This window comes from Pseudomonas sp. LBUM1645 (assembly GCF_059716185.1).
This window is the reverse complement of record NZ_CP166811.1, coordinates 1,083,402-1,109,311: the sequence shown is the minus strand read 5'-3', so window position 1 is coordinate 1,109,311 and position 25,910 is coordinate 1,083,402. Positions and strand designations below refer to the sequence as shown.

At 58.0% G+C, this 25,910-nt stretch carries 26 protein-coding genes; 4 read left to right on the top strand and 22 right to left on the bottom strand.

From position 1 onward, the window contains the following. The first annotated feature begins 29 nt into the window (after positions 1-29). From ACA079_RS04785 to ACA079_RS04775, 3 genes are all read left to right on the top strand, one after another. On the top strand, positions 30-545 hold the full coding sequence (locus ACA079_RS04785) for a hypothetical protein (RefSeq protein WP_497702742.1): 516 nt from the start codon (positions 30-32) through the stop codon (positions 543-545). A gap of 137 nt (positions 546-682) precedes the next feature. Continuing rightward, positions 683-1,387 carry a hypothetical protein gene (locus ACA079_RS04780; RefSeq protein ID WP_497702741.1) on the top strand — a complete coding sequence of 235 codons (705 nt, stop codon included), beginning with the start codon at positions 683-685 and terminating at the stop codon, positions 1,385-1,387. A gap of 300 nt (positions 1,388-1,687) precedes the next feature. Next, complete coding sequence (locus tag ACA079_RS04775; RefSeq protein ID WP_497702740.1) at positions 1,688-3,118, top strand: aminotransferase-like domain-containing protein; 1,431 nt, start codon at positions 1,688-1,690, stop codon at positions 3,116-3,118. A gap of 95 nt (positions 3,119-3,213) precedes the next feature. Here ACA079_RS04775 and ACA079_RS04770 read toward each other — a convergent pair whose 3' ends face one another. The 10 genes from ACA079_RS04770 to ACA079_RS04725 form a co-directional block, all read right to left on the bottom strand. Continuing rightward, positions 3,214-4,014, bottom strand: coding sequence for an N-acyl homoserine lactonase family protein (locus ACA079_RS04770; protein ID WP_497702739.1), 801 nt, complete (start codon positions 4,012-4,014; stop codon positions 3,214-3,216). A 14-nt stretch (positions 4,015-4,028) separates the two neighbouring features. Then, on the bottom strand, positions 4,029-4,988 hold the full coding sequence (locus ACA079_RS04765; RefSeq protein ID WP_497702738.1) for a diiron oxygenase: 960 nt from the start codon (positions 4,986-4,988) through the stop codon (positions 4,029-4,031). A 67-nt stretch (positions 4,989-5,055) separates the two neighbouring features. Beyond that, positions 5,056-5,814, bottom strand: a complete 759-nt coding sequence (locus tag ACA079_RS04760) for a TauD/TfdA family dioxygenase (protein WP_497702737.1) — start codon at positions 5,812-5,814, stop codon at positions 5,056-5,058. A gap of 21 nt (positions 5,815-5,835) precedes the next feature. Beyond that, the gene (locus ACA079_RS04755) at positions 5,836-6,708 is read right to left on the bottom strand and encodes a branched-chain amino acid aminotransferase (protein ID WP_497702736.1); all 873 of its coding nucleotides are present in this window, start codon (positions 6,706-6,708) and stop codon (positions 5,836-5,838) included. A 24-nt stretch (positions 6,709-6,732) separates the two neighbouring features. Continuing rightward, positions 6,733-8,073, bottom strand: coding sequence for a KamA family radical SAM protein (locus tag ACA079_RS04750; RefSeq protein WP_497702735.1), 1,341 nt, complete (start codon positions 8,071-8,073; stop codon positions 6,733-6,735). A 31-nt stretch (positions 8,074-8,104) separates the two neighbouring features. Then, on the bottom strand, positions 8,105-8,749 hold the full coding sequence (yfcF, locus tag ACA079_RS04745) for a glutathione transferase (protein WP_497702734.1): 645 nt from the start codon (positions 8,747-8,749) through the stop codon (positions 8,105-8,107). A 206-nt stretch (positions 8,750-8,955) separates the two neighbouring features. After that, entirely contained in the window at positions 8,956-9,441 is a 486-nt protein-coding gene (locus ACA079_RS04740) for a cupin domain-containing protein (protein ID WP_497702733.1), read from the bottom strand. An 84-nt stretch (positions 9,442-9,525) separates the two neighbouring features. After that, the gene (locus tag ACA079_RS04735) at positions 9,526-10,020 is read right to left on the bottom strand and encodes a RidA family protein (protein WP_497702732.1); all 495 of its coding nucleotides are present in this window, start codon (positions 10,018-10,020) and stop codon (positions 9,526-9,528) included. Positions 10,021-10,069: 49 nt separating this feature from the next. Then, positions 10,070-11,350 carry a biotin carboxylase gene (locus tag ACA079_RS04730; RefSeq protein ID WP_497702731.1) on the bottom strand — a complete coding sequence of 427 codons (1,281 nt, stop codon included), beginning with the start codon at positions 11,348-11,350 and terminating at the stop codon, positions 10,070-10,072. 43 nt (positions 11,351-11,393) lie between these two features. Continuing rightward, complete coding sequence (locus ACA079_RS04725) at positions 11,394-12,494, bottom strand: MFS transporter (RefSeq protein ID WP_497702730.1); 1,101 nt, start codon at positions 12,492-12,494, stop codon at positions 11,394-11,396. A gap of 149 nt (positions 12,495-12,643) precedes the next feature. On the opposite strand from ACA079_RS04725, the gene ACA079_RS04720 reads away from it, so the two are divergent. Beyond that, positions 12,644-14,053 (top strand): aminotransferase-like domain-containing protein, encoded by a 1,410-nt coding sequence (locus ACA079_RS04720; protein WP_497702729.1) that lies wholly within the window; start codon positions 12,644-12,646, stop codon positions 14,051-14,053. A gap of 187 nt (positions 14,054-14,240) precedes the next feature. Here ACA079_RS04720 and cyoE read toward each other — a convergent pair whose 3' ends face one another. From cyoE to ACA079_RS04660, 12 genes are all read right to left on the bottom strand, one after another. After that, a complete protein-coding gene (cyoE, locus tag ACA079_RS04715) occupies positions 14,241-15,128 on the bottom strand; it encodes a heme o synthase (RefSeq protein ID WP_497702728.1) in 888 nt (295 codons plus the stop codon). A gap of 11 nt (positions 15,129-15,139) precedes the next feature. Beyond that, entirely contained in the window at positions 15,140-15,475 is a 336-nt protein-coding gene (gene cyoD / locus ACA079_RS04710) for a cytochrome o ubiquinol oxidase subunit IV (protein ID WP_008147629.1), read from the bottom strand. Continuing rightward, positions 15,476-16,102 (bottom strand): cytochrome o ubiquinol oxidase subunit III, encoded by a 627-nt coding sequence (locus ACA079_RS04705; protein ID WP_008147627.1) that lies wholly within the window; start codon positions 16,100-16,102, stop codon positions 15,476-15,478. A 3-nt stretch (positions 16,103-16,105) separates the two neighbouring features. Then, complete coding sequence (cyoB, locus tag ACA079_RS04700) at positions 16,106-18,136, bottom strand: cytochrome o ubiquinol oxidase subunit I (RefSeq protein ID WP_497702727.1); 2,031 nt, start codon at positions 18,134-18,136, stop codon at positions 16,106-16,108. A 3-nt stretch (positions 18,137-18,139) separates the two neighbouring features. Beyond that, positions 18,140-19,084 carry a ubiquinol oxidase subunit II gene (cyoA, locus tag ACA079_RS04695; protein WP_415773332.1) on the bottom strand — a complete coding sequence of 315 codons (945 nt, stop codon included), beginning with the start codon at positions 19,082-19,084 and terminating at the stop codon, positions 18,140-18,142. A gap of 816 nt (positions 19,085-19,900) precedes the next feature. Then, on the bottom strand, positions 19,901-20,410 hold the full coding sequence (locus ACA079_RS04690; RefSeq protein WP_497702726.1) for a disulfide bond formation protein B: 510 nt from the start codon (positions 20,408-20,410) through the stop codon (positions 19,901-19,903). A 190-nt stretch (positions 20,411-20,600) separates the two neighbouring features. After that, on the bottom strand, positions 20,601-21,377 hold the full coding sequence (locus tag ACA079_RS04685; protein ID WP_497702725.1) for an ABC transporter substrate-binding protein: 777 nt from the start codon (positions 21,375-21,377) through the stop codon (positions 20,601-20,603). Between the two features lie 321 nt (positions 21,378-21,698). Continuing rightward, positions 21,699-22,151 (bottom strand): molybdopterin synthase catalytic subunit MoaE, encoded by a 453-nt coding sequence (moaE, locus tag ACA079_RS04680; RefSeq protein ID WP_046045949.1) that lies wholly within the window; start codon positions 22,149-22,151, stop codon positions 21,699-21,701. Between the two features lie 3 nt (positions 22,152-22,154). Next, positions 22,155-22,397 (bottom strand): molybdopterin converting factor subunit 1, encoded by a 243-nt coding sequence (gene moaD, locus ACA079_RS04675; RefSeq protein WP_497702724.1) that lies wholly within the window; start codon positions 22,395-22,397, stop codon positions 22,155-22,157. Further along, on the bottom strand, positions 22,394-22,867 hold the full coding sequence (moaC, locus tag ACA079_RS04670) for a cyclic pyranopterin monophosphate synthase MoaC (protein ID WP_129438276.1): 474 nt from the start codon (positions 22,865-22,867) through the stop codon (positions 22,394-22,396). Before moaC ends, moaD begins: the two co-directional genes overlap by 4 nt. A gap of 140 nt (positions 22,868-23,007) precedes the next feature. Beyond that, entirely contained in the window at positions 23,008-24,402 is a 1,395-nt protein-coding gene (locus tag ACA079_RS04665; protein ID WP_129438280.1) for a PhoH family protein, read from the bottom strand. A 337-nt stretch (positions 24,403-24,739) separates the two neighbouring features. Next, positions 24,740-25,864, bottom strand: a complete 1,125-nt coding sequence (locus ACA079_RS04660; RefSeq protein ID WP_497702723.1) for a polysaccharide deacetylase family protein — start codon at positions 25,862-25,864, stop codon at positions 24,740-24,742. Positions 25,865-25,910: the final 46 nt, after the last annotated feature.

Here is a 25,910-nt window from a genome sequence, read left to right as displayed (position 1 = left end):
GGCACTCATTTCGGCAAGGACGCTGCACGATGCTCAACACCCTGCAAAACACCCCATTGTGGGTTTACGCGATTTTTCTGCTGCTGTGCTACTTCGGTGTCAAAGCCCTGTCCCCGACCCGTGAAAGCAAAACTTCATTGCTCGTCACCGCGCCGATCTTGCTGGGCTGGTCACTCTATTCGCTGAACCTGATGCTGAATCCGCAGCTGTCGGTCAGTTGCTGGTTGGCCGCCGTCATCCTGGGCAGCCTCGTGGCGCTGCTGATTTTCCCACGCAAGGATATTGAGCTGGATGATCCGCAAACCGGCTTGATCGTGCAGGGAACAGCAAAAACCCTGGTGCTGTATCTGCTGTTTTTTGCGGTGAACTATTACTTCGGCTACCAGGATGACGTTCACCCGGAAATGTCCGCCACTCTTGAGATGTTGCTGCTCAAGGCGTCGGCTTCCGGTTTTGTCTGTGGATTGATCAGCGGTCGGGCGTTGAAGTTTTATCGGCTGCTGCTGACACTTCAGGAAAAACGCCCCCCGATAGCCGCCAGTTAAAAGCCGCTGTGCCAAAAATGATGACCAGCCGCCTGTTCATCCGTGACAACGCCGCCTCGGTCCAATAGATTAGGCGGCCTGAAAAGGCCCAGAGCTTTCTCGCCTCAATCCAAGTTAAAAGAAGTAGTGAAATTTCAATGTCCGATTCCAATACCGCTGAATCCGTAGTCACCTTGTCGTCCAAAGCGGAATACGAAAACTCCATCAATCTTTCACAGCACGTGCCCCAGGCCAAGACCATCAGCGAGATGGTCCTGGACGCTTTCCAGTCCACCCGGGAAAGCGACCAGATCCGCGAGCTGCGCGCCGCGATTCGCCAGGCTCACGACAGCTTCGACGACGATAAAGCCTACGATTTGATGGGCGAACTCAAGCAGCTCAAGGACGCCGAGGCTGCCGACATTGCAGCCCTGGAAGATTTGAGCAGCAAATTCCCGATCAGCCGGATCCTCTCCAGCTTCAAGGACGACCCGGCATTTCAGGAATTGGTCTATGGCCTCGCACTGAAAGTGCTGAACCAGACCCACCAGGCCATCAGCAACCCTAGCAGTAGCAAAAGCAAGGCTGCTCGCGCCAAGAAAGATGTCGAAGTGTTCACCATCAGCAAAGACGGTATCAGCGTGACGCTGCCGCTGCGCACCCCGCGTTCGCGACTGAACGTTGACCGTGAAGCGCTGGAGTTCCTGGGCTTCACCTTCGTCGGCGAAGGCGAAGAAGCGGAGCTGGAAAGCGAGACGTTCCTCGACAATGCCGGGGCCGAACAAGCGGTTAACCGCAAGAACATCATCACCGCGCTTCAGCAGCAAACCGCGTTCGATGGCTACAGCATCGCCGCGCAGTAACACGATCCATCAGCGGCGCTTCGGCGCCACTGACCCAAGAGCCCCGCCCTAGAGCGGGGCTTTTTATTGCCCGTGATTTTATAAAACCCACAATTTTCCTTCCTGTCGTCGTCGCCCACACCGCGACAGTTGCAAAGTGCCACCCCATTCGGCAATCAATGCCCAAAGGCACTCAAGCCACGGTGATTCGGCGCCAGAAAAACACTTTTCCTTAACCCTTCAGCACCACGGGTCCGCCTGCAGGGAGCGTCAACTCACTTTCCAGCCCAAGACTTCAGTGGTGCGATTGCTGAGGTCATCATGAACACAACTCCCCTTTACCGTCAGTTGGCCAACCACTACCTCGATGCGATCCGCAGCGGCACCTTGAAAACCGGTGAACGATTCCCCTCCATTCGGCTGATGATGGAAAAACACGCCGTCAGCCTGTCGACCGCGGTGCAGGTTTGCCGGGAACTCGAGGACTGTGGCGTGCTGGAAGCCCGGCCGCGCTCCGGCAACTACATTCGCCAGCCCGATACGTTGCGCAAACCCGTCCCGATCGCTCCTCCCCCGCCTCTGGACACCGGCGTCTACGTCGGCATTCACGAGCAGGTGTCATCGGTCCTCAAGGCCAGTCAGCGCGCGACGATCAAGGTCAATTTCGCCAGTGCCTTCTGCGCGCCGGAACTCTATCCGTTGAAGATCCTGCAAGATCATATGATCAAGGCGCTGCGTCACGATCCGCACTTGCTCGGCGCGGCGGGTTCCACCTGCGGCAACAGCACATTGCGCAGTATTCTTGCGCGACGGGCGCTGACCGCAAAGGCCAACCTGCCAGCGGAGAAGATTGTGATCACCAACGGCGCGACAGAAGCGATCAACCTGGCCTTGCGCGCGGTCACCCAACCGGGTGACACCGTGGCTGTGGAATCACCGACCTTTTACGGCTTGCTGCAAATTCTCGAAAGCCTGAACCTGCGGGTGCTGGAGGTCCCGGCGACTTCGCACGCCGGAATCAATCTGTTCGCCCTCGAACAATTGCTACAAGGTCCCGAACGGATTCAGGCGCTGATCGTCATTCCCAATCTGCAAAATCCGCTGGGCAGCATCATGCCCGACGCCAACAAGGCGCGGCTGGTGCAGCTGTGCGCCGAGCACGCCACGGTGCTGATCGAAGACGACACCTATGGCGATCTGGTGGATACCGAGCAGCCGCTGTCCACGCTCAAGCACTGGGACCGCACCGACAACGTGATCTATTGCGCATCCCTGAACAAAACCCTGGCACCGGGCATACGCCTGGGCTGGATCAGCGCGGGGAAATGGCACGACCGTGTGGAAATGCTCAAACACACCCAGTCCCGGGGATGTGAAGCGTTGTCGCAACTGGCGGTTAGTGCGTTCATGAAGACACCGTCTTACGAACGTTACCTACGCCGCTTGAGGAAAATCCTGACTCACCAACGCCAGCAAATGAGCGCGGCGATCATTCGCTACTTTCCCGCCGGCACCTGCGTCACCAATCCCCAAGGCGGTACGTTGCTGTGGGCGGAACTGCCGCGCCACCATTCATCCATGGCGTTTTTCCATGAGGCGTTGAAGGCGGGCATCCAGATTTCGCCTGGGGATATCTTTTCAAACGGCCAGCGTTTCAATCACTTTGTGCGCATTGGTTGCGGCGCGCCGTATTCATCGCGGATAGATGAAGCGCTGGCGACCCTCGGCCAACTCCTCAAAAACCAGGGCTAAACACCCCCGTGTAGGAGCTGCCGAAGGCTGCGATCTTTTGATTTTCAAGATCAAAAGATCGCAGCCTTCGGCAGCTCCTACAGGATGCGGGGCATTCAGAATGGTTTTTGGTGCAGGCAAATGATGTGCGGATCGTCATTCCAATGCGGGAAGCGCTCAGCGATCAGAGGGTCATGGCCGGGTATGACATGGTCTTCGCCGTCAGCCAGGCTATCGATGAGACTGAACGCCTCAAGCGTCTGCGCCAAATCATCAAGAATCGGAAACGGACTGCGCTGACGGATGTTGGCCCACAAGTGCGCGGCATCCGAGGCCAGAACAATCCACCCTCGCTCGGTGTTCACCCGCACCACCTGGCTACCCGGTGTATGCCCGCCCACCGGGTGCAATGTCACACCTGGAATCACCTCGACCGTGCCTGTATGCAAACGCATCCGCCCCTCGAACAGCGGTGGAAGCGCCGACATCACGTCGTCGACCTCGTAGGTTTTGTTCACCGTGTGATGGGCCATTTTCGGCCCGGTGCAGAAGCGCAGTTCCGCTTCTTGCAAATGCACCGTGGCCTTCGGAAAAAGCCACAGATTGCCGGCGTGATCCCAGTGCAAATGGGTGAGGATCAGGTTGTCGACCTGCGCTGGATCAATATCCAATTGGCGTAGGGATTCTTCCGGCAGGCGATACATCTGACGGTTGCGCCGGTCTGCCGTGGCCGGTTGGAAACAGGTGTCGACCACGATCACCTGCTGCTCGTTACGAATGACCCAGAAGTAGTAATCCAACGGCATCGACGCATTCGGATCCCCGCAGCAGGCGTCATAGAGAAAGTTTTCCCGGGCGGTGCGCTGGGCATTGGCGCCGACACGGATCGCGAATACTTCGTACACAGGAACGGACATATTCACCTCCTGGTTCAGGCCGCTGCGGTGGCTTTGAGGGTCGGACGGAAGTCGAAATCGACCTCGTCGCTAATCCCCAGATCCTGTGCCAGGCGATGCAGGCCACTGTAGTCCCGCATGATCGTGGCGTTCTTGTTGCTCTCCCGGGTGTCCGCAATGATCAGCGCGGCGTCTTCGACCCCCAGCTGCGTGAGAATTGCCTCCCACATCGAGTAGTCCTGGGCGACAAAGGCACTCAGCGCCACCGACAACGTGCGAGCGAAAAACAGCCGTTGGGGCGGCTGCATGTTCGCGTACATGACCTTCGCCACTTCGGCGAGAATTTTGCTGTGGGCATATTCGTCGCGGTTATGCAGTTCGGCCACGCGGCGGTTTTGCGGTTGAATGCTCTGATCGTCGGCCAGCAAATCCAGATAGGCGTTGACGCTGATCTCGGCCACCACCGCAAAAGTGATCGCTGCCAGGTCGCGCTGCCACTGCTCCGGCAGTTCCTCGCGCAGGGCGATCAGCCGCAGATAGGTGACCGACGGCGGCAAATCCAGGTCCTGATCGAGTGCTCGCTCAACCTTGGTCCGTTCGATGGCCCGCAGGTGCATAAGCGTGTGGTAGTGCTCGTCGATCAACGTCTGTTGCATGGCCTCGCGAAAATGCCAGTCATCCTTGCCCAGGTATTGATTGGCGATGACGCTCAGCGCCGGGTTCACCACGTGTTCTTCGGCGGTCACCGTGCGCAGGTTGTAGCCGATCCAGCCCCAGGTCACCACGGTGCTTTTGAGTTCATCACTCAGGGCCTGGAATTTCGGATGATGGAAAAACGGCACCATGCACTCCGGGTAATCCGGGCGCGTCGGGTCGAACACTTCGCTGGCCTCGGCCTTGTCCGGTGCACACACGGTGGCTCTTTTGGTCCACGCCTGATTCAGTCGCACGACCAGTTGATGATCGACCTTGGCGATCTCGATTGCTGTTTGCATGACGCGATACCTGTAGGACGCGTACCCGAAGACGGGTACGCCAATAGAATTAAGGGCGACGGATGAATCAGGCCAGCCAGTAGCGGGTCAGGTTTCGCGCCGGGTCAGTGTATCGGCTGCGGGCGTGGATCATTCGCCAGTTGTCCCAAATCAGCAGGCATCCGTCGGGAATCAGCACCGGTGTGTTGTGCTCAACGAAATACGCTTCGCCCAGGACTGCAAACCTGGCCAGGGGCGACGAACTATTGGCGACTTGCGAGTGAAGCAGCGCTTCCTTGGAAGGATTCACATCGCCGTAGTGAAACTGGTTGTAGCTGAAGCGGAAAATATCACCGTCTTCTGTAGGCGTCAGAATGTACTCCTTGACCCGGCGTTGCTCGGCTTCACCGGGTTTGGCGGTGGCGACGAACTCCACAGGCGTGTCGTCGATCCATTCACGCAACTCGGGGTCGGTGCGTTCGAGGAACGCCAGCAATTCATAACCGTCCACCAGCCCTGTATGCCCGCCACCGCACGTGGCCTGTTGATGACAATGCAACGCCAGGTAGCGCGGCGGCGGTCCATAAACCGGCGCTTCGGTGTGTGGGCCGATTCCGTTCATGCTCTGGGAATACGGCAAGTCTTCGTACCCCGGCTTGCGGGTGATGGCGAACGCGGTCTGCCCGTTGAATTGCGGAATGACCGGGCCGAACTCCTGCAGCGTGCCGAGCACATCGTCGGCGAACTCGTCCGGCGTAAGCACCGTCCAGCCTCGTGCCGACAACTCTTCGTGGCGGTGGCCCAGTGAAACGTAAGGTTTAGACGCAACAATCCCTTGATCTGACATGGTGAGATTCCTGGCGGTTTATCAGGCGTTGACGGTTGAGGTGTAGGCGGCAATGAATTCGCGGCAGGCGTTGCCCGGTCGATAGTGCTGTTCATCAATACGCTGCACGGGTGTGATTTCGGCAGCGGTACCGGTGAGAAAGCACTCGTCGAAGTCGCCAAGCTCCGTAGGAACAATGGTTCGCTCGACCACTTGGTAATCCAGCGCCTTGGCCAATTCGATGACGGTCTGACGAGTAATGCCGTTGAGGAAACAATCCGGCACCGGGGTGTGCAACGTCCGACCTTTGACGAAGAACACGTTAGCACTGGTGGCTTCGGCAACGTTGCCGCGCCAGTCGAGCATCAAGGCATCGTGAAAACCGCTGTTTTCAGCATCGTGCTTACTCAGCGTGGCGATCTGATAATGCCCGGATGCCTTGGCTTCAAACGGGCTGCAGCTCGGTGGCGGACGACGCCACTCGGCGGTTTTCAAGCGAATGCCGGCCATGTGCCCGGCCGGGTCGAAATAGCTCGGCCATTGCCAGCAGGCGATCGCCACATGGACGCTGTTGAAGCGGGCGGAGGTGGAAATCATTTCACTGCCGCGCCAGGCCACTGGCCGCAGATAACCGTCGACCACGTTGTTGCGTTGCAGCAGCTCATGGCTGGCCGCTTCCAGTTCGGCAAGCTCATAGGGAATGACGAAATCCATCAACTGAGCCGAGCGATACAAACGCTCGCTGTGTTCGCGCAGTTTGAAGATCTTGCCGTTATAGACACGCTCCCCTTCATACACCGTGCTCGCGTAATGCAGACCGTGGGTCAGCACATGCAGACGGGCCTGGGACCACTCGACGAACTCGCCGTCGAGCCAGATGAAACCTTCTCGCTGATCAAACGGAATACCACTCATATCCATATCTCCTGATGAATCGTCCTACGCCGTTTCGAGCAGAACCGGTATCAATTCGGGCGCCGCCACAGGCTCGGGCTGAAAGAAGAACAAGCGCTCACCGAACGCCGGCCGCAACTCATCGAACCAGGTCGCTTGCGGATCGAATCGCGCATAGAACGTGCGCAACACCCATTGCGGATCGCGCGCCTGGAGGAACTGCAGCACGAAGACTTTTTCCCCGGCCACGGTTTCGATGCCGTTGATCAACACCTTGCCGTAGAAGGTGCTCATGGACGGACCGCGAACCGTGCGCGCCAATCCGGACACCGTGCGGTACGCCGCCTGAAAGATCTCGAATGCCCGGGCCAGCGGCATCGCGAAGTAATGGCTGGGGCCGGTATCGCGCTCGACAAACATGTAATAAGGCACCGCGCCGAGCCGCACGCCTTCGGTCCAGAGCGCCGCCCAGTCGGCGGGGTTCTCGTTGATGTGCCGAATCACCGGTGCCTGCATGCGCAACGTCGCGCCGCTGGAACGAATGCGTTCAATGGCCTGGCGGGCGATGTCCTGACGGATCTCCACCGGGTGGTTGTAGTGCCCCATGATCGAGAGATTTTTCCCCGCCGCGACGATCCGCTTAAACAGCTCCAGCAGCTCGGGCGCGTCCTTGTCGCTGACAAACCGTTGCGGCCAATACGCCACGGATTTGGTGCCGATGCGGATGCTTTTCAGGTGGGGCAAGTCCAGCAACGGCTCGATGTACCCGGCCAGCGAACGGGTGTTCATGATCATCGGATCGCCGCCGGTGATCAGCACGTCGGTGACTTCGGTGTGCACCCGCAGGTAACTCACCAGCTCCAGGGATTCGCGCGCATTGAACTTGAGTTCTTCTTCGCCGATGAACTGCGCCCAGCGGAAACAGAACGTGCAGTAGGCGTGACAGGTCTGACCCGCACCGGGGAAAAACAGCACGGTTTCGCGGTACTTGTGCTGAATGCCCGGCAGGACTTTTCCGTCGAGGGTCGCTCCGTTGTGGGTCAGTTGCCCGGCCGGATGCGGGTTCATGCGCAACCAGATCGCCTCGATCCGCCGCTTGATGGCGACAGTGTCATCCAGGTCGATCAGTTGCTTGAGCGACGCGTACTCGTCCGGCAGCAGCATGTCCTTGTGGGGAAAGGTCATGCGGAAAATCGGATCGTCCGGGATGTTGTTCCAGTCGATCAACGTGCCCAGTACATATTCATTGGTGCGAAACGGCATGACCCGGGCCACGACGGTCATGGCTTCCTGCAACGCTGGCGTCAGTTTCTGCCAGTACGGCGTGTCTCGAATGGTGCGTGAGTTATAGGGCTTGTAGCGTTCCTGCTCCGACATTCCCTGCATGGCAGCGCTCCTGGTGATTGGCTGGCAGTTCTTACTGGATGGCCGGCGCTGCGCGCTCTATGTCCATCCATGCCCGAACACTGTCGCGATCCCACTGGTGGCGGACATACGCGGCGAGTCGGGAGGGAACTTGATCACCGTTGGCGACCAGTCGGTTGAGCATGATTGCCAGGTCGGTGTCGGCAATGCTCCAGTCACCGAACAGATGCTCGGCGCCTCCCTCCAGCAATCGATCGGCGACAAAAAACAACCGGTCGACGGCGGCCAGGGCATCGTCGGACAGCGGAGTATCTTTTTTGCCGAAATAAATAAGGTCCGCCGGGCGTTCTTTGCGAATGACCAACAAATCACTGCGCAACCAGGCCTGGAGTTGACGGGCGCGCGCTCGCTGCTTGATGTCCAGCGGCAATAGTCTGTTATGCCCCGGCGCTAGCTCTTCCAGGTATTCGGCAATGGCCGAAGATTCCGACAATGCGAAATCCTGGTGAATGAGCGTGGGAATTTTGCATGTAAGCGACAAACCATGATAAGGCTGCAAATAGTTCTCGCGACCTTTCAAATCCACACTCACCACATCAAAATAAAGTTGCTTTTCTTTTAGCGCCACGAATGCCGACATTGCAAAGACACTGACAAAATCTGCGCCAACATACAGTTTAAGTTTTGTACTTTCCATAGAACACTCCCTTTGCATTAACCACATAAATCCTTTGCATTGGAAGCGATCGTAGTTAGTTGATTAAGCGCTGAACAGATACAGAAATTATCTGATTCTATCGATACAGAAAGTTTAAAAACGCAATTCGTCAGGCGGACTCTGGAGGGGGTCAGAAAAAAAGGGAGTCAGCGAACGCTGACTCCCTGAAGTAAAACGCAGGGCGATTACGGCTGGAGGGTGATCAGCCCGTGGCTGTCGGCAAAATTGGAGAGCAGCGCCATTTGCGGCATGTTGCTCATGTTCAGCATGGCCAGCGGCTCGGTGGTACTCGTGTTGACGAAGCCGTGTCTTGTCCAGGCCGGCACCAGCAAGACATCGCCGGTGTTGACGTTCACCTCATCGGCGTCGCCCAGGGTTAACGCGCCGCTGCCGGACTGAATGATGAACAGGTGCCACCAGGAATGGGAGTGCCCGTTAAGCACCACGCCGGGTTTCAACCACTGCATGGCAACCGCCATGCCGGGCGTCACTTCACACCCGTCGATGCTCTTGTCGTGGGCCAATGCGACGATATCGACGTCACTGGCCTCCAGCGTCTGACGCAAATCCATTAGCTCCGCACCTTTCCAAACCCGCGGACTTACCGGTTGATGATGCAAACTCTGACGAAAGTCCTTGTATGAAAAAAACGCACCCTGAACATTATTCATCCGCGAGTTCCAACTTATTTTTCCGACTTGAGTGACCGAACCTTAGGCGAACAATTCAGCACTGTAAAGCCGAACAACTAACACTTATAAAAGTGAAGGCCGCAGCGCGACAATCATATCAACTTCTATCGCGGCATTTTTCGGTAATTGATAAACACCCACGGTCGTTCGAGTATGTTTACCGGCGTCCCCCAACACATGGCTGAATACATCCGACGCGCCGTTGGCCACTTCGCTGAGATCAACAAAGTCTGCCGTGCATTTCACATAGACCGTTACCCGTATCAGGGACTTTATTTTATCCAGCGAACCAATGGCATCAACGATCAGCGCCAGCCCGCGCATCGCGCTGATACTGGCTGCCGCTTGAGCATCTGCCATGTTCAATTCCAGACCGACTCTGCCGGGGTATTGAATTTTGCCGTTCATGCGCGGCACCAGACCACTGACGTACAGTTCGTCGTAATGCCGAATCAGCGGGGCATAATGCCCGCCGGCGGTGTTCTCGCCGTAGATGTCATAGCCGAGCTCTTTTGCCAGGTCGATGAAACGCTCATCACAGCTCTTTTGCTCAATCATTTACCAAACCCTCTGAATCAATAATGCAAAAAATGCAGGTCCCATCGGCTCAGCCAAAAGCCCTCGTCGCCGGTGCCAGGCAGGTGACCTCGACGCGTGACTCGATCGCTTCTGCCAGCCGCAACAGGTTGTCGCTGAGTTGTCCGTAGTCCTTGCTGAACAACACGATGTGGCCGATGAACGAGGTGTTGTCTTTCACCAATGCCGTGACCGAATCACCGGGGCGCTTGGCATACACCGCGTCCACCAGTTCGATGCCCAGTTTCCGGGCCAGCGACTCGATGTCTGGCGTGGCGCGCAAAAGACCGTCGGCCTGTGCTCTGAGCAGACGGATGCCGCAATAACCCCGGGCCACGGGATCGTGGTGTTCGGTCTTGCCTTCCACCGCCCATCTGACCCAGCGTTCCCACGGATCGAAATCCACGAACGCCAGACGGGCCAGGTCCCAGATGTGCATGCCGCCGGGGCGCATGTTGGTTTCCACTGCCGAGGTCAGTCCGTCGGCGCGCAGGAACACTTCGTTGTGGTAAGCGCCGTTATCCAGCGAAACCAGCCCGGACATGTGATGTCCCGCAGCCGCCAATCGAGCCTGCACATCGGCCGTCAACGGCGCGGGCACCACTTGTTGGATTTCCGCGCGATAGGCGCCTTCAGTGGTGGTTTTTTCGGTAACCCAGGTGCTGCCGGCCACGTAATCCCAGCTGTATTCCCGGGCGTTCTGGATCAGCTCTTCGAGCACGATGCCGCCTTCGCGATACGGCTTGAGCGCCTGCCAGGCCTCGTCGCATTCGGACGGATGATGGATGACCCGACAACCTCTGCTCGCCCCTTCGCAGGCCGGTTTGATGAATGCTTTGCCGCCCAGTTCGACGACCCGTTGGCGCAGTTCGGGCAGGCTCTCGATGCGTGCAGAAAACACCGGACGGTAATGCTCCGGTGAAGTGCTGGCAGCCGCTTCCAGCTTGCGAAAGATCTGTTTGTCCAGCCCCGCCCGCGCCTCGCCCGGGGTGATGCCGGGCAGACCGAAATGGGAAGCCAGCGCGGCGCCGAGCAACACGCCACGGTCGGAGAAAGGCAGAACCCCGATCAGCTTCCATCGATCGGCATTCAGACAGCCCACCACCAGTTCGAGGGAGGCCGCTACCTTTTCCGGTGCCAGTGAAGTGCTGCAGACGTGATCGGCCACGTGCTCGTCATCGGGCTGAATCTGATCGACCAGCAGGATGAGCCGGGCGCTATAGAGCGTCTTGCAGAGCTCGCGCAGTTTCTGGATATCGTGAACCCGATTGCCGTTGTACCCGACCACGACTACGCATGACGTCGTATTCATGAAACCTCCGACCTGTGAAAGTGAATAGCGCAACCGCGATGACTCAGTCGTGCAACGACGCATTGGATTTACGGTTGAGGTAGTACCAGGCCAGGATCCCGCCCGCGCCAATGGCGGCCAGCACCAGTGCGTTGTACGGCGGCGGCACGACCCGCATGATCAGCACCGTCAGACCGGCGCCGACACCGAGGGACACTTCCTTGACGAACATGTTGTTTTGTTTGACGGAGAAGTAATCGAGGTAGCTGAACGCACATTCGGCGAGGGACAGCAGCGCCACCCAGATCAACGCGCCAACGAGGGTTTCGACGTGAAAAGCGGCCGGAGACGAAAGCACCGCGAAGCCACCGACGATGATCCCGATCACCGCGACCACCTTGAAGCGCCCGGTGCGTTCGATCAGTTTCATCATCGGCACCTGGGCGAACACCACCACCGCGCTGTTGAGGATCAGCATCAGGCCATACCAGGCCGGTAATTCACCGGTTTCGAGCAGGATGGCTTGCGGCAGGATCGAGAACACGCCAAACAGCTTGATCCCCATGATGATGCCGGCGATCACCCACGGCAGTTTGTTGCGCCAGCCGCTACTATCCTGGGTCGCAGGGCGGGCAACCACTGCATCAGTGGTGAAGGTGGCGCCCATGGCGATGGGCAGGCACAGCAGGACGAAACTCGCTGCGCCGAGGAAGAACATCGTAGGGGTCAGCAGCGGCGACAGCAGGATCAGGCCCGCCAGCAGGCTGCCCATGTTCATCGCCACCCGGTTGTACGCCGCGCCCTCTTTGGTCTGGGCCGCTTCGCTCTTGATCAGGTAACCGGCGATGGCGATGCCGTAGGCAAACAATGCGGCGGCGAACATCACCATGCCTTGGTTGCTGGTGACCGCGAGCAACACCAATCCTAGGGCTGCACACAGCAGCGTGACGCTCAGGGAGCGGCGACCCAGCACCAGCAAAGTCAGCGGCAAAAGCAACAACAAGGCCCGATAACCGAGGGCGAGAATGCTGTTGGTAGCGGTGTCGAGCCAGACGTTAGCCTTGCCCAGCACGGCGAACAGCGACACGGCGGTGATGATCCGGATTGTGAACAGGCGGATGTTGATCACCGGTTTGGCGATGGCGACCGTTGTTTGAACACTCATGCAACACCTCTGAATCGAGCGATTGCGGGGGCCACACGACGCCGACAATCAGAAAAGTCTTTAAGGCGATGGTAGAGAAAGACGCTTGTTCTGATCAGAGCAAGTTCGTATAGAATCAAACGAACTTTACTGCCGGAGAGACCAGTAAAATGCAGGTTCAACGTGCAGTGATCGCCGCCATCGAATTCCAGCCCGGCGTGCCGCTGGTCCAGCAGATCGTCGACCAGCTGTCGCTGGCGATCGCCCAGGGCGGGTTGGCTCACGGGGCCAAGCTGCCGCCGATTCGCGAACTCTCCGAGTTGATGAACGTGGGCAAATCCACGGTAGTCGATGCGCTGGACCGCTTGCGGGCCAAGGGCGTGGTGGTTTCACGCCAGGGTTCCGGGCATTACGTGCACCGCACCAGCACCACGCTGCACACCGGCACCGGCCCGGATCTGCAACCTCAAGACACCCTCAGCGTGGTCCGCCGCGCATTGCTGCTGGACAACGGCGCCCTGCGCCCCGGCTGCGGATTCCTGCCGACCTCGTGGCTGCCTGCCGACGAATTGCTCAAAGCCGTGCGCGGCACCTTGCGCGCCACCAGCCTGCGCATGGGCGAATATGGCGTTGCCGGCGGTTACCTGCCGCTGCGCCAGGCGTTGCGGGTCAAGCTGTCGACCTTCGGCATCGAAGTCCCGGTGGATCAGATCATCACCACCGCCAACACCATGCAGGCCATCGACCTGCTGATGCGCCTGCTGATCAAACCCGGCGACACAGTGCTGCTCGACGACCCTTGCTACTTCAACATGCACGCCAACCTCGCGCTGCATGGCGCCAAGGTCATCACCATCGCCCGGGATTGCGACGGCATGGACCTTGAAGCCTTCGAACAATTGGTGATCGCCCACAAACCGGTGCTTTACATGACCAATAGCACCCTGCATAACCCCACCGGGCACTCGTTCACCCCTGCGCAGGTGTACCGCTTGCTGGAACTGAGCCATCGCCACAACTTCCACATTCTGGAAGACGATTTGTACGCCGACATTCAGCAACGCCGCACGCCAAGACTGGCCGCGAGCGGGCTGGACAATGTCAGCTATATCTCCGGCTTCTCCAAAACCCTGACCGCCAACAGCCGCGTCAGCTATGCCGTGCTATCGCCACAACTGGCGGCGCGCCTGGTCGCGCTGAAAATGGCCTGCGGCGGCGTGACCTCGGAACTGGCCGAACATATCACCTGCACCATGCTCAGCGACGGCAGCTACGCCAAACACGCGCGGCGTACGGTGGATAGGCTGTACGAGTCCAACAGCAGGGTGGCGGGTTGGCTGGAAGAGGCCGGGTGCTCGGCGTCGTCGCTGCCGGGGGAAGGGTTGTTTATCTGGACGCGTCTGCCCGAGGGGCTGCATGCCGAAACGCTGGCAAGGAAAGGCCTGGAAATCGACCTCGTACTGGCGCCCGGCACCCTGCTCAGCAAAGCGCCGAGCGCTAGCCACTTCCTGCGCTTCAACGTGGCGCATAGCGATAACACGCAGGTGCGGGAACGGTTTTTCCGGTTGCTCGATAGCTGAGTTTTCCTGATAGACCGCGGTAAGGCCATCGCGAGCAAGCTCGCTCCCACAGGGGTTCAGCGTCGTACTTGATCCAGTGTGGGAGCGAGCTTGCTCGCGATTGGAGCAACTCGGTCCACCAGACAATCCCCAATAAAAAGCCCCGCTCTTCTCTCGAAGGCGGGGCTTTTTGTGCAGCCTCTAAACCTTAAGGCGCGTACGTCAGCAACAGCTCACTCGGCACTTTAAAGTCGAGCGACATCATCACGCTCAACGCGGTAATGGTGAAGATCGAGAACACGAACAGCTTGCGTGCCCAGACCGTGTCATCCACTGCCTTGTAACCGGTCCAGGCCATGTACAACCAGTACATGCCCATGGCCGCGGCGACGGCGAGATAGCTCATGCCGGCGTAGCCGCTGAAGGTCAGCATCAAGGTCGCCACGAGGAACGCCAGGATGTAGATCAGGATGTGCTTCTTGGCCACTTGAATCCCGCGCTTCACCGGCAACACCGGAATCGATGCAGCCAGGTAATCGTTGAAGCGGAAGATCGCGATGGCGTAGGAATGCGGCATCTGCCACAGGCTGAACATCACCAGCAACGTCAGTGCAGCCATGTCGAAGTTGTTCGTCACAGCCACGTAGCCAATCACCGGCGGCATGGCGCCCGACAGACTGCCCACCAGCGTGCCGTGAACCGACTTGCGCTTGAGGTACAGGCTGTAGAAGCCGACGTAGATGACGAAGCCGATCACCGCGAACAACGCGGCCAACGGGTTGGCCACTTTGTACAACAGTGCAACGCCAAAAACACCCAGGACGGTCGCAAACGCCAGGGCCAGTTTCAGGGAGATCAAGCCCTGGACCAGCGCCCGGTTTTTGGTGCGTTCCATCTTCAGGTCGATGTCGCGGTCGATGCAGTTGTTGAACACGCAACCGGAAGCCACCACCAGCGACGTGCCGATCATGGCGGCCAGGAAAATGGCCAGATCGACATGCCCTTTCGAGGCCAGGAAAAATCCGCCTGCCACAGAAAGCACGTTACCGAAAATGATCCCCGGTTTGGTGATTTGGATAAAGTGCTTAAAGGACATCCGGACTTTCCTCAGTGCGCCATCATGTTGGAGTGGATGCTGAACATGATCCACAGCGACAGGCCTACCAACAGAACGATTACCAGTGCAGCGAAGACAAACGCGATCACGTTGTTACGCTGGGCAGCGGAGCGGTCCAGGTGGAGGAAGTACACCAGGTGCACCAGCACCTGGATGACTGCGAAGGCCAGTACGATCCACAGGGTCAGGGCTTTCGGCAGCGATGGGTACATCACCAGGCCGAAAGGAATGACCGTCAGGATCACCGACAGAATGAAACCGATAGCGTAAGACTTGACGCTGCCGTGGCTGGCGTCGTGGCTATCGTGGGAATGAGCGTTAGCCATTTACATAGTCCCCATCAGATAAACAACGGTGAATACGCAGATCCACACCACGTCCAGGAAGTGCCAGAACAGGCTCAGGCAGCTCAGACGGGTCTTGTTGGTCGCCGTCAGGCCGTTTTTCTGCACCTGGTACATCATGATCGCCATCCAGATCAGACCGCTGGTCACGTGCAGACCGTGGGTGCCGACCAGGGTGAAGAACCCGGACAGGAAGCCGCTGCGGCTAGGACCGAAGCCTTCGGAGATCAGCATGTGGAACTCGTTGATCTCCATGCCGATGAAGCCGGCACCGAACAGGAAGGTCATGCCCAGCCAGCCCAGGACCTGGTTCTTCTTGCCCTTGAACAACGCCAGCATGGCGAAGCCGTAGGTGATCGAACTGAACAGCAGCAGAGCGGTTTCGCCCAGTACATACGGCAGTTCGAAGATGTCGTGGCCCGACGGGCCACCCGCTACGTTGTTAACCAGTACCGCGTACGCCGCGAAGATCGACGCAAACAGAATGCAGTCGGTCATCAGGTAGAGCCAGAAACCGAATACGGTCATCTCGCCCGAGTCGTGGTGATGGTCGTCGTGCCCATGGTCCGTGCCATGGGCGTGTCCAGCAGTGGTCACTAAGTTCGACATGGTTTAAGCCTGTTCCAACGAGGTTTCAACACGGGTGGCGGTGGCTGGAACTTTCCCGGCCGCTACCAGACGCTTGTGCTGCTCGGCTTCGATGCGCTCGATCACGTCGACCGGCACCATGTAGCCTTGATCATCACGTGCAGCGTGGATCACGAAGTAGCCCACGGTGCCAACCAGGCCAACGATGGCCAACCACCAGATGTGCCAGATCATCGCGAAACCGAACACGGTCAACAGAGCACCCATGACCACACCGGTCGCGGTGTTGTTTGGCATGTGGATCGGTTCGTACTTGGCCGGAGCCTTGTACGCGGTACCGTTTTCCTTGGCTTCGGTGAACGGATCGATGGTGTCCGCTTTTGGCAGCACGGCAAAGTTGTAGAACGGTGGTGGCGACGAGGTCGACCATTCCAGCGTGTGTGCATTCCACGGGTCACCGTGATCGCACATGTTTTCTGGCTTGTTGCGATCACGCACGCTGACATACAGCTGAATCAGCTGGCAGGCGATACCGACCGCGATCATCACCGCACCGAACATGGCGACGTACAGGTACGGCACCCACTCAGGGTTGGTGGTGGCGTTCAGACGACGGGTCATGCCCATGAAGCCCAGTGCATAGAGCGGCATGAACGCGACGAAGAAGCCCGAGATCCAGAACCAGAACGCTGCCTTGCCCCAACCTTCGTGCAGCTTGAAGCCGAACGCTTTAGGGAAGTAGAAGCCGAAGCCTGCGATGTAGCCGAATACCGCGCCGCCGATGATCACGTTGTGGAAGTGAGCGATCACGAACAGGCTGTTGTGCAGGACGAAGTCCGCACCCGGAATGGCCAGCAGTACGCCGGTCATGCCGCCGATGGCGAAGGTCACCATGAAGCCCAGGGTCCACAGAACCTGGCTGGTGAAACGCAAACGCCCTTGGTAAATGGTGAACAGCCAGTTGAATAGCTTCACCCCCGTCGGGATCGAAATCAGCATCGTCGCCAGACCGAAGAAGGCGTTGACGCTGGCACCCGAGCCCATGGTGAAGAAGTGGTGCAGCCAGACCATGAAGCCCAGGATCGAGATCGCGCCCGATGCGTAGACCATCGAGTGGTGGCCGAACAGACGCTTGCCGGTGAAGGTCGAGATGACTTCGGAGAAGATCCCGAACGCCGGCAGAATCAGGATGTAAACCTCGGGGTGACCCCAGGCCCAGAACAGGTTGACGTACATCATCGGATTGCCACCAAGTTCATTGGTGAAAATGTGGAAATCCATGTAACGGTCAAGCGTCAGCAGTGCCAGGGTAGCGGTCAGGATCGGGAACGAAGCGACGATCAGGACGTTGGCCCAGGTGCAGGTCCAGGTGAAGATCGGCATGTCCATCAGCTTCATGCCCGGGGTACGCATTTTCAGCACGGTGGCCAGGAAGTTGACCCCCGTCAGCGTCGTACCTAGTCCGGATAGCTGTAGCGCCCAGATGTAGTAATCCATCCCCACGCCAGGGCTGTATTGCAGGCCCGACAGCGGCGGATAGGCAACCCAACCGGTCTTGGCGAATTCGCCGACGCCCAGGGACAGGTTGATCAGCACTACGCCGGAAACCAGCAGCCAGAAGCTCAAGGAGTTCAGGAACGGGAAGGCAACGTCACGAGCGCCGATCTGCAGCGGCACTGCAAGGTTCATCAGGCCGGTGAAGAATGGCATCGCCATGAAGATGATCATGATCACACCGTGAGCGGTGAAGATCTGGTCATAGTGTTCAGGCGGCAGGTAGCCAGGCGAACCCTCGGTGGCCATGGCCAACTGGGTACGCATCATGATGGCGTCGGCAAAACCGCGCAGCAGCATGACCATGGCAACGATGATGTACATCACGCCGATTTTCTTGTGGTCGACCGAAGTCAGCCACTCGGACCACAGGTAGGTCCACTTCTTGAAATAGGTGATTGCAGCGAACAGCGCCAGACCACCGAGCGCGATCATGGCGATGGTTATCATCACGATCGGTTCGTGGAACGGGACCGCTTCCCAACTTAATTTACCAAACATCGTTTACTCCTCTGCCCCGGCAGCTGAATGCGAACTCATGTCCATCCCTTCCATATGGGCCACTTCTTTCTCTTTCTTCTCGTGGTGCATCGGCTTGCCCGGATTCATACCTTCGTACTTGTCGACGATGATCTGGAACAGGTTCGGCGTGACCGAGGAGTAGAGCTCGACTGGGTTGTTCTGGCTTGGCTTGGAAAGGGCTTCGTATTCAGCTTTTTCAAGCTGTTTAGGTGCCTTTTTGACTTCGCTGACCCAGGCGTCGAAATCTTCCTGAGAGGTGGCGATAGCTTTGAATTTCATGCCGGTGAAACCAGCGCCGCTGTAGTTGGCGGAGATACCGTCCATTTCAGCGTTCTGGTTGGCGATCAGGTGCAGTTTGGTCTGCATGCCGGCCATCGCGTAGATCTGGCCGCCCAAGGCCGGGATGAAGAACGAGTTCATCACGGAGTCCGAAGTCACCTTGAAGTTGATCGGCGTGTGCGCCGGGAACACGATCTTGTTGACGGTGGCGATGCCTTGCTCTGGATAAATGAACATCCACTTCCAGTCCAGCGCGACCACTTCAATGGTGATCGGCTTGACGTCGGATTCCAGCGGCTTGTAAGGATCCAGCGCGTGGGTCGACTTGTAGGTGACATAACCCAAGGCAATGATGATCAGCACTGGAACAGCCCACACCGCGATTTCAATCTTGGTGGAGTGCGACCACTTCGGCGTGTAGACGGCGTCGGTGTTGGACGCGCGGTATTTCCAGGCGAACAGGAAGGTCATGACGATGACCGGAACCACGACCAACAGCATCAGCAGCGTTGCGGTGATGATCAGGTTTCGCTCGTCCAGGCCGACCTGGCCCTTGGGATCGAGCAAGGTCATGTTGCAGCCTGACAGCAACAACGTGCCGATCAGCGGCAATAAGCCTAGTAGTCTGGGGTACCTGTTTTTACTCATCTCACGACCTCTAAAGCAGCTTGCGCAATGCAGTTGGGTTTTGATCGCCAACACTTCACCCTGCCAAGGGTTGGCATTTTTCTTGGATTGAATAAGTGGCTGCCCGTCGCGCGTCAGACGCTGTTCGACAAATCCTGGGCCAGCGTTGAGTTCTTATTCGAATTCGTGGTCAAAGGCCTTGTTACAGACCAATTCCATTTGGTGCGGATAATTGGAAGGCACCGACACCTGGGAGTCGCATGAAGCCAAAGGGCCTCTCGACGCCCTATTCCTGCTCAGGGATGAGCAGTGCCGGGAATTCAGTGCGGGCGATTGTAGATATGTAACGTTTTATAAACCATGTCTCATCCCGAAATAATTTTTATCCATTCCAGCAACAATCATTAACGGTATTTGCAAAAGTGCGCCATGGTATCGAAATTCATTCTCAACAAAAACACCAAAAATTGTAGGTCTACCTCAGGCAGTTCAGACAGTATCGAAGGCTCTGCGCCCTCCTTCGACCCTGCCCAACCCCCCATATGACAAGGGCTTCGGCGATTCGCCAGGACCTGTTAAAACTGCCTGTTCCGGATTATTCGGGCTGAAGTTGCCAGACGCTGAAACAGGCCAATTTTGTTGCGTAGTCATGTACCAATTCGGCGCCCTGAAATGCCTTGCGACACTCCCGCTGTGACAACATGTCGCACACGTGCCGCACCCAGACTTGTCGCGCATCAAGGTCATTTAACCTGCGCCCTGAAATGCAAAACGCCCCGGCCCCCTCAACGAGGGCCGGGGCGTTTTTTTGTGTGGCAGCGATTGCGGCGGATAACTTCAGCTCAGCGCTTTGCGGTTACGCGACGTGAGCAGCGGCACCAGCACCACGATCAGCACAAAGGCTAGCAGCGCCCACTGTGCAAGCGACAGACCGAGGATCGGTGGGTACGGCGTGGAGCAGAAGCCGTCGACCTGGAAGCCCAGCGGGAAGATCTTCGCCAGTGGCAAACCGTCGACTATCGGTTGCAGTACATCGATGCCGCAGCTGACCGCCGGATAGAACTGGGTATAGACGTGATGCCCGGCCACTCCGACGCCTGCAATGGCGCAGATCACCACCAGGGTTTCAAATACCGTGATGCTGCGGCGGGTGCGCATGGCCGCGCCGATGAACGCGAAGAGCGCGATCAGCAGCAACGCATAACGTTGCAGGATGCACAGCGGGCATGGCGCCTCGCCCAGAACAATTTGCATGTACAGCGCGCCACCGATCAGCCCCAGGCAGATGATGCCCAGCAACACCAGATAGCGCCGTTCGCGGCCCAACCGCATCGTTTCCTCGCTCATTGCGTTTCCCTTCTAAATATCGATTGCCCAGAAGTCTACACGCTGGCCCTGACCTTTGAGAGTCCGGCGCGCACAGCGGGGTATTGGGGAATAGACGACAAGCCGGTTAAGAAGGGATTAACTTTCAAGCGTTTTTCAGGAATCGGAACCGCGCAGAGGCTTTCATGAGAAAGCCCCTGCCAGCAATTGATCACTCGCCGTAGATATCAGACTTGAAGTACTTCTCTGAAATCTTCTGGTACTCGCCACTGGCGCGAATGCCGTCGATGGCCGTGTTCAGCTCGGAGACCAACTCGGTGTTGCCCTTGCGCACCGCAATCCCGGCGCCCTCGCCCACGTATTTCGGATCCTTGAGCTCCGGCCCGACAAAGGCATAACCCTTGCCACGCGGCATCGTCAGGAAGTCATTCAGCGGGATGGTGTCGGCAAAAATGGCATCGAGGCGACCGGCAGCCAGATCCATGTAGATCTCTTCGTTGTTGCCGTAACGCTTGACGTTGATACCCTTCGGCTCGAAAACCTCAGTGGCGTAACGGTCGGTAGTGGTGGCGCGCTGCACACCAATAGTCTTGCCCTTGAGGCTGGCGTACTGGTCATCCACTGCCGCGCCTTCCTTCATCACCAGTCGCGATGAGGTGAAGTAATACTTGTGGGTGAAATCCACGGACTTCTTGCGGTCTTCGTTGATGGTCATGGACGACAGCGCCATGTCGATTTTCTTCACTTTAAGGGAAGGAATCAGACCGTCGAACTCACCTTCGACCCAGACGCACTTGACCTTCATCTGCGCGCACAGGGCATTGCCGATGTCGTAGTCGAACCCGACAATCTCACCTTTATCGGTTTTGGACGCGAACGGTGGATAAGCCGCTTCGATACCGATGCGCAGGGTTTTATCGGCGGCGAACAGGCTGCTGCACGCCAACAGGCTCAGAGCCAGACCGGTGATGAGGGGGAATTTCTTCATGTTCGTTCTCTCGCGGGTTGTTGTTGGTTTGGCAAGACAGAAGAAAGAGCTAAAACGGGGGAACACCTTTTTTGTACTTATAATTCCATACTGGACTTTTATGTATTGATCGTCAATCGGGCAGGCGGGGTTAAATCGGCCTCTGGTCGGGGGGGGGTGAACCAGGGAGAAATTGGGTGGCGCGGAGGGCCCCATCGCGAGCAAGCTCGCTCCCACAGGTAATCTTTGTCGTACACAAAATTTGTGTTCATTGAGATCAACTGTGGGAGCGAGCTTGCTCGCGATGATGGCAGAGCAGACAACCAAGAAACAACAGGCTACTTACTGCTTCCAGCGATCCGCCGCTGCATGATCACTGTCACGCCCTTCAACCCAACGCGACCCGTCAGGGGTGTTTTCTTTCTTCCAGAACGGTGCGCGGGTTTTCAGGTAGTCCATGACAAAGGCGCAGGCATCGAACGCGGCCTGGCGGTGGGCGCTGGCGGCACCGACGAAGACGATCGGCTCACCCGGTTCCAGGGCACCGATGCGATGCAGCACTTCAAGTTTGAGCAGCGGCCAGCGCTGCTCGGCCTCTGTGGCGATCTTGGCGAGGGCTTTTTCGGTCATGCCCGGGTAGTGCTCAAGGAACATCCCGGCGACGTCGAGTCCGTCATTGAAGTCGCGAACATAGCCGACAAAACTCACCACCGCACCGACGCCCACATTGGCGGCGTGCATGGCGTTGACTTCAGCACCCGGATCGAACGCCGTGGATTGCACGCGAATCGCCATGGCTCAGCCTCCGGTCACGGTCGGGAAAAAGGCCACTTCATCGCCATCGCTCACCGGCTCATCAAGCTGGCACAGGTCTTCGTTGCGGGCGCACATCAGGTTCTGTTCGCTCAGCACATCGGCACCGTCACGTTGGGCCAGCAGCGCACGTACATCGTCGACCGTGGCGAAATCACCTTCAACCTTCACCGAGTCCACGCCGAGCGCTTCACGGTAACGGGCAAAAAACTTCACGGTGAGGTTCATGGTTGATCCGCCTGGAAATGGCCGCTCTTGCCGCCGAGTTTCTCCAGCAGGCGCACGCTTTCAATGGTCATGCCGCGATCCACGGCTTTGCACATGTCATAGATAGTCAGCGCCGCGACGCTGGCGGCGGTCAGGGCTTCCATCTCTACGCCGGTCTGCCCGGACAACTTGCAGCGCGCCACGATGCGCACGGTGTCGTCGCCTTCGGCATTGAGTTCGACCTTGACGCCGGTGAGCAGCAGCGGATGGCACAGAGGGATCAGATCGCTGGTTTTCTTCGCGGCCTGAATGCCGGCGATACGCGCCACGGCGAATACATCACCCTTGGGGTGACCGCCGCTGACGATCATCTGCAGGGTTTCGGGCAGCATGCGCACCAGCGCTTGGGCCGTTGCTTCACGGAACGTCACGGCTTTTTCAGTGACGTCGACCATATTGGCGCGACCTTGGGAATCGAGATGAGTCAGCACAGGGATACTCCTGATCAGGAGCCCCGATTGTAAACCTGCGGGTCAAAATTCCGCACGTTTGATTATCGGGTCACCACAGGGTTATGTGTTGGGCATAAAAAAACCGGGCGACCTTGGAGGCCGCACGGTTTTGATGAGGGTTACAAATGCGACTCGGCGTATTCGGCCAGAATCGAACGTGGCACCCCTTGCAGGGTGATGTGCACACCGTTGGGGAAGTCCTTGAAGCGTTCTGTCAGGTACGTCAGCCCGGAACTGGTCGCGGACAGGTAAGGGGTGTCGATCTGCGCCAGGTTACCCAGGCACACCACTTTGGAACCGGCGCCGGCACGGGTGATGATGGTTTTCATCTGGTGCGGCGTGAGGTTCTGGCATTCATCGATCAGGATCAGGCTCTGCTGGAAGCTGCGGCCTCGAATGTAGTTGAGGGATTTGAACTGCAACGGCACTTTGCTGAGGATGTAATCGACGCTGCCATGGGTGTTTTCGTCATCCATGTGCAAGGCTTCGAGGTTGTCGGTGATGGCGCCCAGCCAAGGCTCCATTTTTTCCGCTTCAGTGCCGGGCAGGAAACCGATCTCCTGGTCCAGCCCCTGCACGCTACGGGTCGCGATAATCCGGCGATAGCGTTTGCTGACCATGGTCTGCTCGATCGCCGCCGCCAGTGCGAGGATGGTTTTACCGGAACCTGCTGCCCCGGTCAGGTTGACCAGGTGGATATCCGGATCGAGCAAGGCGTACAGCGCCAGGCTTTGATAGATGTCACGCGGTTTCAGGCCCCAGGCTTCCTGGTGCAACAGGGGTTCCTGATGCAGGTCGAGAATCAGCAGCTTGTCTTCCTCGATCTCCTTGATCCAGCCGACAAAACCCTGTTCGTCAATGATGAACTCGTTGATGTGCACCGCCGGCAGGTTGTCGATCAACTGCACTTGGTGCCAGGTGCGGCCATGATCCTGACGGGTGTCGACATTCCTTACACGGTCCCAGAAGGAGCCGGTCATGTTGTGATAACCGTTGGGCAGCAGCGACACATCGTCGACCAGTTGGTCGGTACTGTAGTCCTCGGCCGCGATCCCACAAGCCCGGGCCTTGAGGCGCATGTTGATGTCTTTGGTGACCAGCACCACGGGCAGCTTTGGTTCGCGCGCGTGCAGGTCGATCAACTGGTTGATGATGATGTTGTCGTTCAGGTGCTCGGGCAGAATGATGTTCGGTTCGGCACGTTTGCTCATCAGAATTGACAGCAAACCCTTGGGCCCACTCTTGCCGCGCTGGATCGGCACACCGAGTTCGACATCTTCGGGGCTGGCATCGCCCAAGGTCTTGTCGATCAGGCGAATTGCCTGACGACATTCTGCAGCCACGCTGTGATGCCCGCTCTTGAGCTTGTCGAGCTCCTCAAGCACGGTCATCGGGATGGCGACGTGGTGTTCTTCGAAGTTAAGCAGGGCGTTTGGATCGTGAATCAATACGTTGGTATCGAGTACATAAAGGATTGGCTGGTTGGAGGAAGAACTACGTCCGTGATCATCCATACTCGGTCACCTTTGTGGGAGCCAGTCGACGCAATACCGTGACAGTGCTGCGCCTCGAAGTGGCCACCGAATTCACCTGCGGGGACTCAAGTGAACTGCATCCATAGCTGGGTCTTGGAAGACGCCACCTGTGTTGCAGGTTTCGGCGGTCTGTCTTCGTAATACTCCAAAACCCATGACAGAAAAAAGTACTTTGACGTTTTTTTGAAGTTTATTTTTCAGAGTGACCAATAGCACTAGGCGGATTGCCATCACCCCGTTAAAGTCGGAAGTCCGCCTGCACCGAATTCTCGCCCAAAACCACCCCTCCCCCAATGTTTACGGCCTTTCGCCGTTTTCAGCGAAACGCGTCCTGACAGTCTTCCCAGCCGATCCCACTTTGCGCCGTTTGCGTGATGAGCCAGGGCATCGCCGTTTTCAGCGCATCCTGCTTCACGTTGAAGTTGATCACCCCGTGGCGCCACAACAGCATCAGGCTCAACACCCGTTGCGCGCTCTGATTGGCTTTTAGCTTGCCCGCCCCGTCCTGGGCGTCGATATCCCACAGCGCCACCTGCAAGCCCTGGGATTTGAAGAATCCTTCAGCGTCAGACCGACGCTGGCCATCGGGCGGCCGAAACAATGGCACGTAGTTCTCGGGCAGTTTGCTTTTGACCAGTTCGACGCTGCGTCGCACCGAGTCCTGCCAGTCCTGCCAGTGGCTGTGTGAGCGAAACTCCCAGCCTTGCACGCCAATGCACTGCTTCGAGTACGTCGCTTGCAGGTTGGCCACCGAGCGATCGGCCAGACGGGCCTGGATGTCCTTGCCGAGAACGAAGAACGTGCCGGTCATGTTCGACTTGCGCAGGTATTCCGTGGCCCAGGCGGTGTTATCCGGCGCGGCATTGGCGGCGCTGTCGAAGGTCAGCAAAAACAGCCGGTCATGCATCTGATCGCCGTTGCGCTCATAGTCGCCAAAACGATCGACTTCGCTGCTGGTTTGCGGAAACAGCGCTGCCTTGCGCAATTGCTCGTCCAGATACTGGGCGTGGAACAGTCGGCTCGGTTCGGCCCACTTTATGTAGTAGCTCTCATCGCTGACCTGAAACTTGGCGGCTTGCTGGCGCAGGGTGTCCATGTCCTCAACCAGGAAACAGAAGGAAGCATCCTGATCGCAGCTCTGCTGGGCGAAGTTGTAGTTGGTCAGCAGCCGCTGCCACATGCGCTGGCGCAGGTTGTTGATCGATTCCAGATTGACCGTGCGCAACCCCAGGCGCTGGGCCAGGCTCACTTCATCCAGGGATTCGCTGGCCAACAAGACGCGAGAAAACATGAGGATCTCGGCCCGTGATGCCACATCAAACAGGGTCGGGCTGTTGAGCTGTTCAGGCCAGGTGCTGCGATCAAGCGTCGCCACATCGCCCGGCGCCGCCATGGCACCGAAGCTCAACAGCCAGGCCGAGAATAGAAAAACGATACGCAATGGGATGTCTCCATAACAAAACCCGCGCGGCACTATATCGCGGGAA